This is a genomic window from Verrucomicrobiales bacterium, from assembly GCA_016793885.1.
GTDB lineage: Bacteria > Verrucomicrobiota > Verrucomicrobiia > Limisphaerales > UBA11320 > UBA11320.
This window is the reverse complement of the sequence record JAEUHE010000060.1, coordinates 25,589-37,472: the sequence shown is the minus strand read 5'-3', so window position 1 is coordinate 37,472 and position 11,884 is coordinate 25,589. Positions and strand designations below refer to the sequence as shown.

General features: G+C 59.4%; 5 protein-coding genes. 4 read left to right on the top strand and 1 reads right to left on the bottom strand.

The features are described 5' to 3' along the window. The first annotated feature begins 129 nt into the window (after positions 1–129). A complete protein-coding gene (locus JNN07_07705) occupies positions 130–441 on the top strand; it encodes a transposase (protein MBL9167611.1) in 312 nt (103 codons plus the stop codon). A 141-nt stretch (positions 442–582) separates the two neighbouring features. On the opposite strand, the gene JNN07_07700 is transcribed toward JNN07_07705, so the two are convergent. Next, positions 583–1,251: a response regulator transcription factor gene (locus JNN07_07700; GenBank protein ID MBL9167610.1), complete on the bottom strand. Its 669-nt coding sequence runs from the start codon at positions 1,249–1,251 to the stop codon at positions 583–585. A 181-nt stretch (positions 1,252–1,432) separates the two neighbouring features. On the opposite strand from JNN07_07700, the gene JNN07_07695 reads away from it, so the two are divergent. The 3 genes from JNN07_07695 to JNN07_07685 all read left to right on the top strand — a co-directional run bounded on the left by JNN07_07695 (position 1,433) and on the right by JNN07_07685 (position 11,883). Beyond that, entirely contained in the window at positions 1,433–3,331 is a 1,899-nt protein-coding gene (locus JNN07_07695; GenBank protein ID MBL9167609.1) for a hypothetical protein, read from the top strand. A 69-nt stretch (positions 3,332–3,400) separates the two neighbouring features. Continuing rightward, on the top strand, positions 3,401–5,683 hold the full coding sequence (locus tag JNN07_07690; protein MBL9167608.1) for a CotH kinase family protein: 2,283 nt from the start codon (positions 3,401–3,403) through the stop codon (positions 5,681–5,683). Between the two features lie 149 nt (positions 5,684–5,832). Beyond that, positions 5,833–11,883: a hypothetical protein gene (locus tag JNN07_07685; GenBank protein ID MBL9167607.1), complete on the top strand. Its 6,051-nt coding sequence runs from the start codon at positions 5,833–5,835 to the stop codon at positions 11,881–11,883. Position 11,884: the final 1 nt, after the last annotated feature.

Below are 11,884 nucleotides of genomic sequence, written 5' to 3'. Positions count from 1 at the left end.
TCACACGTTTAGGGGACTAGACGATCGGCCTTAAATCTGTAAACTAGATAAAGATCCTTAAAGGCCGCTCCGCAGGAGCGCCAAGGCGTAACTGGATCTGCATCAAAGTGTTCAATTTATGCCGGGGAGGTGGGGGAGCCTGGAGATGTAGGTGGGGCCGTCCAAGTCCGGGTCAATACCCGAGGCACCGGCAGCGAGCTGTATTCTCCGTCGATGCTCTTAAGCTTGCTGGTCTACAGCTATGCCACCGGGGTGTTTAGCAGCCGCCGCATTGAGCAAAGCACCCATGAAAGCGTGCCGGCTCGCATGGTCGCTGGGGATAGCCATCCGGACCACGACACCCTCTGTGCCTTCCGTCGCAACAACCTGGCCTTGATCAACGAGAGCTCAGGAAGAAGCGGCAATGAATTGAGGCGAAATGGACCGAATCTGACCAGTTAGACTCAGTTTCCCCCACCCCGACTCGGAGTCGGGGTGGTTCTAGCAGGCCGACGCCCAGCAAGCCGTGGAACCAACGGATAGCCCTGGCGGGCACCCTGCAGAACGATATTCAAAGTCCGACGGCCTGCTAGGCGTGGAGCCTCACTCCAACCTGCCAAACGCCTTCATGACTGCTTCCGTTCGGCTGCGGACATGCAGCTTTTCATAAATGCTGTGTAAATGGGTTCTCACCGTTTCCACACTCAACTTCAATTCCTCGGCGATTTCCTTATAGAGGTAGCCCTTGGCTAGCAAACCCAGGATCTGGGCTTCCCGCGGAGAGAGGCTCGCAAGATCCTCCGAGGTTGATGCCGGCTTAGCGGAACGCGGTTGTTCTCGAAAGGCATCTACCAACTTCCGGGCGATCGGGGCCGACATGGGAGACCCGCCATTATAGAGTTCGACGATCGCTTCTATCAACCGAGGCGGGGCGGTATTTTTCAAGAGATAACCAGAAGCCCCTGCTTCCAGGGATTGAAAGATCCGGTCGTGATCCTCGAAGATGGTCAACATCATCAGCTGGATCTTGGGGTGGGTGCGTTTGAGCTCGCGAATCCCATCGATTCCAGAAGCGCCTGGCAAGTGAATATCCATGAGCACCACTTCGGGCGGGGGTGCCGTTTGGATTTGAGCGAACGCCTCCTCCACGCTTCCGGCCTCCAGCACGCACCGGAGTTGTGAAGAGCTATCGATCACCGCCTTAAACCCGTTTCGCAGAGTGCTGTCGTCCTCGACGAGTCCAACAAGAATGGCATCGGTAAGTGCTGTCATGCGTCGCTCCCCGATGATGCACTTCCTGAGAGGAAGGACAACATCTGAAACGGGTGTATTTCCTCGCTTGACCCAACCGGTCATTCGATTACTTTTTTCTAAATCACGCCCGAAAAAGGAGGAGAGGGGTCGGACGCGTGACGACCTGGTCTTTGCTCCCCCTGCGACGATGGATACGTTTATGAATCCGAGATCTACCTTGGGTGCGCTTTTGAGCGCTTTGCTGTTGCTCTGGACTTCCCCTGCCCGGCTGGCTGCCGCAGGTCCAGGTCCGGACATCTCACTGGCCACGGTGTCCCCCCACTACGAAACCAGCACCGCCTCCGTGTCTGCCTGGCTCACCTCGGTGTTTGAAGTGACGTCGGTCACAGCCACTCTCGACAACGGCCAGGTGACGCTCTTTTCAACTTACCCCGGCATCTGGACCAATTCAGTTGGTTTAGCCGGGCTGCGGCCAGGGACCAATACGGTGCTGGTGGAGGCCGTCGATGTGTTGGGAAATCGCACCCGCTACACCAACTCGTTCCGCCTCGACCGACCGCCGGTCGTGAGAGTTCTCTCGCCGGTCGAAGAAGCGGTGGTGCGAGGTCCCTTGCTGGAAGTGGAGATAGTCGTGGAGGACGACGAACCCGATCCGGAAGTCCGGATCGAAGCCTCGATCTTCGATGGCACCTCAACTCTGATGGCCCGCATCGCTCCAGCCACCAACCGGGTGCACACGCAACTGACGCTGAGCGGACCGGCTCCCCACACGCTGGTTGTGTTTGCCTACGATCGTGGGAGAAATCGGACGACGCTGACGCGTCCGATCTACGGCGGGGTGAACTGGGACTTTTTGCGTCCTGTGGTCCAAGACGCCGGGCGGATTCTGGATTTCGTGGGAGATCGAGTGCTCTTTTCCCAGGGACGCGCGCCGCAGGATCCAGCCATTCGGTCGTTTGTGGTGAAGACCCTTCGCGGCGAATGGATATCCCGAGTCGATTTCCCCAAGCTTTCGGGATCCTCCTGGACCGAACATCCCGCATTCCTGGCGGACTGGGGCATCCTGTTGCCGGGCACCGATGATGGGTATGAGCTGAAGGATGGCCGGATCTCGGACCTGGCCATAAATCGAAGCTGGCCCGCGCAGGTTCGGGATGGATTGGCATTCTGGTACGCTCGGGGTGGATACCCAGTGACGTATTCCTTGGGAACCTTCGGATTCTTGATCGGCAGCGACGGCAAAATGCCGTTGGCGTTGAGCGCCGGGCGGGATGTTTTGCTCGCCTCGATCACTCCGCCCGGGCAGTTGGATCTTTACCTGAGCCGTCCGGATGATCCTTCGCGCCCGTTAGTGAATCGGCAAATCACCCAGGTAACCACCCTGAGTTCCGAGGAACAGGAGGGTTATGTGATCCCCTCCTCCGACTCCCCCTTGGGATTTCGCTTGAGTCACGAGCTGAGTCTGCCCGCCACCGACGGGACCAACGTCGCTTTCTACAAGAATCTTCAACTGCGCCTCTTCACGCCCGCGGGTGAGGTATTGCTGGCCGACCGGGGCCAAGTGGCCCGGAAGAGCGGGGCGCTGGACGTTCAGGTTGAATCGGGTTGGGCGGCCTATCCGAAGTTGAATCCGGTCAATGGAGCGACTCAGATATGGACTCGTTCTCCGGATGGGACGGTTCAACAGCGTACGTTCTTTAGTGCCCCGAGTACTCTGGAAAAGCTCTTCCCAAATGGCTGGCTCACCTACGTGAGTGGCACCGTTCCAGCCTTGGACCGATACCTCTCCATCCCAGGGCAGCTTCCCCTGCGGCTCTCCGGTGAGCAAGGGCGCGTGGCCATGGTGGACGGCACTCTGTATGTCGCGCATCACAACACCCTCTTTCGTTTTGTCCCGAGCCGATTGACGGTATCCCGCTCCGACGGCTCGTTTTGGGAGCTTCGGGTTGAGGGCATTGGTTCGACTTCGTATCGGGTGCAGAGTTCGGAAAACTTGGTGGATTGGGTTGATTTGGCCGAGTTGTCGGTCGGCGGCGTATACCGCGATCCTGCTCTCGATTCCTCGCGTAAGTTTTATCGGATGGTTCCGAAACCCTAAATATCAGGAAGCCCCGAAAACGCGGGGATCTTCATGTTCTCTTAATGCTTGTGGTGTAGAGTGAGCATCATGAGAACTTTGATCCGCCTGTGTATTTCGGTGGTGTTGAAATGCCTGGTGCTCGGTTCGTGCTGGTACGTGGCAGCGGCAGATGGAACGGTTGTGCTGCAAGTGACTGGCGGCGAGGTGCGTTTAAAGGTGGATGGGGACAAGGACGAGGATTGGCTCCTATCCACCAGCAGCAACTTGTCGGACTGGATTACCTTGAAACAGCTGGGGCCGCTGCTGTCCGGCAATGACACCAACGCGGCCTGGCGAACGGTGGGAACGGCCGGGGAGCCTTCCGCCTTCTTCCGCGCGGAGAAAACCGCGGGGCTCTATGACCCCAAGCTGTTTCGGACAATCTCGATCACCTACACTCAAGCGACGGCGCAAGCCTTCAGCAACGCCATGCACCTGGCGCGGCAGAATGAGCGCAATATCTATCTCCCCCTCCTGGGGATGGACAATGGGGCAACGAACCACCACATCGGCGCTCGCTTTAAGGGGAATACCTCGTACACGGGCGGTGGGGGCGGAGGCGGGCCTGGAGGGACCAGTCGTGGCCCGGTTCGCAAGTCGATCAATCTGCAGTTTGATTTCGTCGTGACGAATGCGGACCTGATGACGTATTCCACGGTGAACTTGAACAATGCGGCCGGTGACGAGACCGTGATGCGAGAGCCCCTCTATTTCGGGGTGATGAGCCAATACACCCCTTGTCCGAAGGGCGCCATGTGTCAGCTGTTCGCCAACGGATCCCTCTGGAGCGTCTATTCGCTGATTCAACAGGAGGATTCCGTGCTCATTAAGGAATGGTTTCCCAGCAACAATGGCGATCGATGGAGAGCTCCCAACAATCCAAACTCCACGGCAACCACGGCGTTTGGCTATCTTGGCAACACGAATATCAGCACCTACCAGAGTCGCTACACGCTCAAAACCGACAACGCCAGCTCGGCGGTGGCGTTTGGACGACTCGTGCACGCGATCGATGTTCTCAACAACACTCCCGCGGCGAACCTTCGCGATGCGGTGGAGGATGTGTTCGCCATCGACAACTGGCTCTGGTTCCTGGCCATCGAGAACATTTTTGCGGACGACGACAGTTACTGGAACAAAGGAGCCGACTACGGATTCTACTACGAAATCGAGAGTGGCCGCATTCACCCCGTCGAGCACGATGGCAATGAAGCGTTCGTCGCGGGGGATGCCACCCTCTCGCCGGTCTTTGGCGCCACGAGCGCGACGCGCCCCTTGTTGTACAAACTTTTGCCGATCAAGGAACTTCGCCAGCGCTACTTAGCTCACATGCGCACCGTTCTCAGCGAGAATTTCAATCCCAGCGTGATGACTTCCAATATCCAGGCCTTTCATGCCCTGAGCGTCCAGGCGCTGATCGCCGATCCGCGCAAGGGGATTACCATGGCGGCCTACACGAATGATCTCGTGGCTCTCAGGACCTTCATCACAAACCGCTACAACTACCTGATGTCGCATGCAGAGCTGACTCCGTTGCAGCCGAACATTGTTTCGGTTCAGGGGCCAACGGAGCCGGTCTACGCAACCCAGGCTGCCGCGATTACGGCTCACGTTGTGTCGAGCGGCAGCGGAATTCACTCCGTTTGGCTGCATTTCCGCGACAAACCCTATGGACGATTCACCACCCACCAGATGTTGGATGATGGAACACACGGGGATGGGGCGGCGAACGATGGCCTGTTTGGAGCCGTCACGAGTCCGTTTCCCGCAGGAAACAAGATTCATTACTACATCGAAGCCCGTGCCAACAACGCGGCTCAGGCGGCTCGTTATGCTCCAGCCCGTGCGGAGAATGTCACGTATCACTATGAAGTTGCGCTTTCCATCGGCTCCCATCGAGGGGTGGTGATCAACGAGTTAGTGTCGGAGAATGTCAGCACCCTGGCGGATCCTCAGGGCGAGCATGAGGACTGGGTCGAACTGCGCAATCTCACATCGAGCCCGGTGGATCTGACCGGTCAGTATTTGACCGACGATCCAGCATCGCCTCGGAAGTGGGCTTTTCCCAACGGGACCGTGGTACCCGCCCATGGTTATCTCCTGATCTGGGCGGATGAAGATGGACTGGCGGTGCCCGGCCTTCACGCGAGCTTCAAGCTATCGAACCAGGGGGAGGAGCTACTGCTCATCGATGCGGATGCTCGAAGCAATCAAGTCTTGGATCGGATCCAGTTTGGGCCTTTGTCGAGCGATGTTTCCTACGGAAGGTCCGCGGCCGATGCGGATCATTGGTCGACACTGGTTCCCACACCGAATGCGGCCAATCGCTAGCCGTAGCAAGGAATGGCTGACGCAGGGACCGCGGTGTCATTGACGCCCACTCGCTCTTCCGCTGTACTCACTTCGGCGTCATCGCCACAAAGACGGGAGTTTTAACCGACTACCACCGTCAAACAGGGCGTGACGCTAAGTGCACTGACATGAAGAGACTGTTCATTCTCATCGGCTTACTTGCCGCAGGCCCCCTGCTCTGCCTCGGGGCGAAGGCACCAGCCCGGGACGCGGACTGGGCAGTGGTCGATAAGGCCATCGCAGCCGGTCTGCCGAAGACCGCCATCGAATTACTGGACCCGATCGCGAAGCAGGCCATCGCCCAGAAGACCTGGGGCGAGGCCGCGCGAGCGATCTGCCGTCGGATCCAGTTGGAAACCGAGATCCAAGGCGGGCTAGGCGAGGAGAAAATTCGACGTCTGACGACGGCCTTGCAGGAGAATGCCCAAGAGCTCCAGCCGATTCTTCAAACCGTCCTAGCCCAGGCTTACTGGGACTACTTCCAACAGAATCGTTGGCGATTCCTTCAACGCAGCAGCACGTCGCAGGCTCCCGGCAACGATTTCACCACCTGGGATCTCTCGCGTCTTTTCCAAGAGATCGACCGGCAATTTCAAGCTTCCCTCCGTGCGCAAGCATTCCTCAAGGCCACCCCGGTCGCCTCCTTCAACGGTATCCTGGTCCCGGGCACCGTGCCGGATTCGTACCGCCCGACCCTTTACGATTTCATCGCTCATGAAGCCCTGCGCTTTTATACCTCCGGAGAACAAAGTGTAGCCCGGCCATCCACTGGAATCGAATGGCTGGCGGATGTCCCGGTCTATGGAGTCATTCCTCTCTTTGGAACCGCCGCGGAGTTCACCCGAGCAGCAAAGATCGAGCGGCGCGCGAATGAGTCTCCTGAGGAAAAGGCGCTGTTCCTGTTCCGAGACCTACTGCTCTTTCACGGGAACGATGACGATCCCAGCGCCCGACTCGATGTCGACCTCGCTCGAATCCAGTGGGCCTCCAATGTAGCCGTCGGCGAAGCGCGATCGCGCCTGCACCAGGAGGCCTTGAGTCGCTTCGCCACAACCCACCAGAACCATCCCCTCTCCGCCAAAGCCTTGTTCCATCTGGCGGAAACCCACAGCGAAGCAGGCTCACCCGCCGAAGCGCATCGAGTCGCGACACAAGGGCTCCAGCGTTACCCGAAATCCCCCGGAGGCGCCCTCTGTCGGCAGCTGATCCAAGCCATCGAAACTCCCAGCCTCCAGCTCGCTGCCGAAAAGGTCTGGTTGCCAGATGGCAAGGGACCGCGCGCCCCGCTGGAGATTCGCTACCGCAACATCACCAATGTCTCGTTAAAAATCCTCGGTTCCGATTGGACGAACCACTATCAATCACCCGGCCTCTGGGATGAAGGTATACGCCGTCGCACCCTGGCTAAAACGCCAGTCTGGCAAGGTTCCTACGCCATCCCTAACACTCCAGATTTCCAAGAGAAGGCGCTCGAGCTGGCCCAACCCACAGGGCTCCCTCCCGGATTCTACATACTAGTCGCGAGCCCGGACCCTGGTTTCACGGAAAAGAAGGGCCCTCTGGCCTTCACCACGCTCTGGGTGAGCGACCTTGCCTTGATTACTCGACCGCGCTCCGGCCGGCTCGAAGGATTCGTGCTCGATGCCGTTTCCGGTGAGCCGATCCCCAGCGCCAGCGTCCGTCTCTTGCGATTCAACCATCAACGACCGGCGCTCCGATTGTCGTCCACCCTAACGACGGATGCCCTGGGAACATTTCAATCGGAAGCAGCTCCCCCCGGGCAAGGTTACCTTCTCGAGGTGATATCCGGAAACCGACGCGTTGGATCCTGGGAAGCCGTTTCCTGGAATCCAAAACTCGCTCACCAGCCTCAGGAAAAAACCCTCCTGTTCACGGATCGATCGCTCTATCGACCTGGCCAAAGTATTCAGTTCAAAGGCATTCGCGTTCTGGCCGACACCGAGCGCAACACTTACGAGCCGGCCAAAGGCTCCATTACGTTGGTACTCACCGACGTCAACGGTCAGGAGATTGCGCGGCAGAAGCACCGAGTGAACGAATACGGATCCTTCGCCGGCACCTTCACCGCCCCCAAGGATCGTCTTCTCGGCATGATGTCGTTGTATGATCAGGCCCACCCGGAGAGCCGCACTTCCTTCAACGTGGAGGAATACAAGCGTCCGAAGTTCCAAATCACGCTGTCTCCCACCCGCCAGTCACCACGGTTGACGGAAAGCGTGAAAGTGGACGGCCTGGCACTCACCCTGACCGGCATGCCGGTGGCCGCTACGGAGGTCCGCTGGAGAATTACTCGAACTGCCGAGTTCCACTCGCCCTTCCCAACCGCTCCGTTCCACCGCGGTCGCGGGTTTCCGCGCTTTGGCCCGCAGGGGAATCCTGAGGACATAGGCTCGGGATCAAGTCAGACGGATGCCGACGGCCGGTTCACGCTGGAGTTCGTGGCGCGTCCCGATCTCAAGACCCAGCGAACGAATGATCCGGTCTTCGTCTTCAACGTGCACGTGGACATCACCGATTCGAACGGGGAGACACGTTCGCAGGATCGAGCGTTTCGCATCGGATACCGGACCGCCCAACTGACCGGCACGGTGGCGGAGTGGCAGACCCCCGGGAGTCCCGTTCGCCTTGAGGCCCTCTGCCAGGACTTGGAAAACAATCCGCTCCAGCTGCAGGGAACGGTTTCCGTATTCCAGCTTCGACAGCCGACCAACGTCGTGCGCCCGACCCTCAGCGGCCGGATGAATCGCTTCTCCGAGTTGCCGCAGCCCACGAAGGATCCTTCCCAGCCGGAGTCCTGGGACTTGGGAGCACGCGTGAAAGCGGAGCCCTTCCGATCGGACGCCGAGGGCAAGACCTCCACCCAACTGACGCTAGCCACCGGAGCATACCGCGCCGTCTGGACGAGCCGCGACCGAGCGGGGAATCCGGTTCAGACGGAGGTGAGCTTCCTGGTGGTGGATCCCGCAAAGAACCGCTTCCCCATTAAAATCCCACAATTCGTCGGCGCTCCGAGCTGGACGTTGGAACCCGGGCAAACTCTGTCGGCGATCTGGGGCACTGGCTACGATGAGGGACGGGCCTTCATCGAGATCGAACATCGTGACAAACCAGTGCAGCGATTCTGGACGCCCGTCGGTGCCACCCAGCACGCGGTAACCCAGCTCGTGACGGAAGCGCTCCGCGGCGGCTTCACCGTTCATGTCACTCAGGTGCGGGACAACCGAGCCCTGCTGACCTCGCATCAGGTGGAGGTCCCGTGGAGCAACCAAGAGTTGGATCTCCAGTGGGAACATTGGACCAGCCATCTCGAACCGGGCAAACCGCAAACCTGGAGCGTGATCGTCAAACCCAAGATCCCAACCAACGCCGTCGCGAATGCTAAGGGTGTATCTGGGCAACTGACCGAAATGGTAGCAGCGCTCTACGATGCATCGCTCGATGCGATCAAACCACACGCCTGGCACGAACGCTTTGACATCTTCGGCAACGGAATGTCTTTTATTTCGCCCCAGTTCAACAACCGGGAAGAAGATCTCCAGTTCTTTGCCGGCAGCTGGCCTGAGCCGCCCGATCCAGGACTGATACAGGAACTCTACCGACGGTTCGAGGATGGTTCGGGCGTCGGCGACTCCCGCGGTCCGCGGTGGGGGACGGTTCTGCCCAGCCCGATGATGGCAGCGCCCGCGGCGGTCATGGATTCCACGGCGCGGTTCGCCGTGGCCGCTCCGGAAATCGGATTGGGAGGGGCAGCAAAAGCAATCGCTGCGGGCGCTCCGCCATCACCACCGCCTGCCCCTGGTCGCCCAAACGCCCCGCCACCCTCCTTGGGCGCCGTAACACCGCGCCGGAACCTCAACGAAACCGCCTTCTTTATTCCTCAGGCGCTCAGCGACTCGAATGGAATCGTGCGCCTCACGTTCACCATGCCCGAGGCGCTCACCGAGTGGCGCTTCCTTGCCTTCGCTCACGATCAGCGCCTGCGTTCTGGCTCCCTCCAAGCTCGAGCCGTCACCAGCAAGGAAATCATGGTCCAGCCGAACCCACCTCGATTCGTTCGGGAGGGCGACGCCCTGGAATTCCGCGTGAAGGTGTCCAATAACTCGAGCAACCGCCGGCAAGGCAAGGTTCGACTTCAGTTCAAGGTCGCTGTGGACGATCGGCCAGCCGATGCCGACCTAGCCAACACCCGGCCTGAGCTGGCCTTCAACCTGGCTCCCAAAGAGTCGCGAAGCTTCAGCTGGTCCATCCGGATTCCCGATGCCATGGGCTTCCTAACCTACCAGGCGGTGGCCTCCACCGACCGATGGAGCGATGGGGAGGAAGGTTTCCTGCCCGTTCTCTCGCGCAAGATCTTCGTCACGGAGTCGATGCCACTGCCGATCCGTGGTCCCGGCACCCAGGAATTTCAATTCGACCATCTGCTGCAATCGGGCGCTTCCCGCTCGTTGATTCATCAGGGACTGAATGTGCAGGTGGTAAGCCATCCAGCCTGGTACGCCGTTCTCGCCCTGCCCTACCTCATGGAGTTCCCTCACGAGTGCAGCGAACAGACGTTCAACCGGCTCTACGCCAACTCGCTGGCCCGTCACGTCCTGCACTCTGATCCCAAGCTCAAATCAGTATTTGAGGCGTGGCGAGCGACTCCGGCCCTCCAAAGCCCCCTGGAAAAGAACCAGGATCTCAAGTCGGTGTTGATTGAGGAAACGCCGTGGTTACGACAAGCCCAAGACGAAACGGAATCGCGTCGCCGGCTGGGCGAGCTGTTCGCGCCCGGCCGCATCGAATCGGAAACGCAACGGCTCCATCAGCAGCTGCAGGAGATGCAACTCAGCGATGGTCGCTGGCCTTGGTTCCCCGGAGGCCCCGGCAACGACTTCATCACGCTCTACATCGCCAGCGGCATCGGCCGATTGCGACATCTCGGCGTCGACATCCCGATCGACACTGCCATCCGCGCTTGGGGACGCTTGGATGCTTGGATCGTCGAGCGCCACCGCTGGATCCTTCAGCATGATAAAAAGGAAAGCCCCCACTTCGATTCCACCATGGCTCTCTACCTTTACGCTCGAAGCTTCTTTCTCAAAGAAGCTCCGATTCCTCCCGCCTCTCAAGGAGCCATCGCATTCTGGCTGGACCAAGCCCGACGTCACTGGGTGCGGCTGCCGAATCGCCTCTCGCAGGGTCACGTTGCCCTCGCGCTCCAACGCTGGGCCGACCCGACGACTCCGTTAGCCATTGTCAAATCCCTGCGGGAGCGTTCCGTGTCCACGCCCGAGCTGGGCATGTTTTGGCGGGATACCGAAGCGGGATGGGGCTGGCAACAAGCACCCATCGAGACCCAAGCGATGATGATCGAAGTGCTGGAGGAGGTGGCCAAGGACCGCAAGGCGGTTGAGGATTGTCACGTGTGGCTGCTCAAGCAAAAGCAGACGCAAGCCTGGAAAACCACCAAGGCCACGGCCGATGCCGTTTACGCGCTCCTCCTCCGCGGGGTGAGCGGGCTGGCGAGCGATGCCAAGGTTCAGATCCAGCTCGCTGGGAAACCGATCGAAAGCACAAAACTGCCGGGACGTCTCTCCACCCCCGAGGCCGGCACCGGATTCTACGAGAAGCAGATCAATGGATCGGATGTGCGACCCAACCAAGGTCGGATCACGTTAGCCAAAACCGATCCAGGGGTGGCTTGGGCTAGCATCCATTGGCAATACTTGGAAGACATCTCCAAGATTCCTTCACACACGGGCACCCCGCTCCAGCTCAAGAAAGCCCTCTACACGAGGAACACCAGCGGCGTACTCGTCCCGATCAGCGGCCCCGTCACAGTTGGCGCCGAAGTCGTCATTCGACTGGAACTACGAGTGGATCGCGATGTCGAGTTCGTGCATCTGAAGGACCAGCGCGGCAGCGGTCTTGAGCCCATCAACGCACTGTCCCAATACAAGTATCAGGATGGACTGGCTTACTACGAGTCCACTCGTGACACCGCCAGCCACTTCTTCTTGGACTATCTGGCCAAGGGGTCTTATGTCTTCGAATACAGCACTCGGGTCCAACATGCGGGCGAATATCAAAGTGGACTGGCAGAGATCCAATGTCTCTATGCCCCCGAGTTCAACAGCCATTCCGAAAGCATCGAGCTCCGTGCCCGGGTAAAGTGAC

Bases quoted from the DNA above. Each gene is read 5' to 3' on its own strand.
- JNN07_07700 (MBL9167610.1), bottom strand. From the start codon at position 1,251: ATGACAGCACTTACCGATGCCATTCTTGTTGGACTCGTCGAGGACGAC.
- JNN07_07695 (MBL9167609.1), top strand. From the start codon at position 1,433: ATGAATCCGAGATCTACCTTGGGTGCGCTTTTGAGCGCTTTGCTGTTG.
- JNN07_07690 (MBL9167608.1), top strand. From the start codon at position 3,401: ATGAGAACTTTGATCCGCCTGTGTATTTCGGTGGTGTTGAAATGCCTG.
- JNN07_07685 (MBL9167607.1), top strand. From the start codon at position 5,833: ATGAAGAGACTGTTCATTCTCATCGGCTTACTTGCCGCAGGCCCCCTG.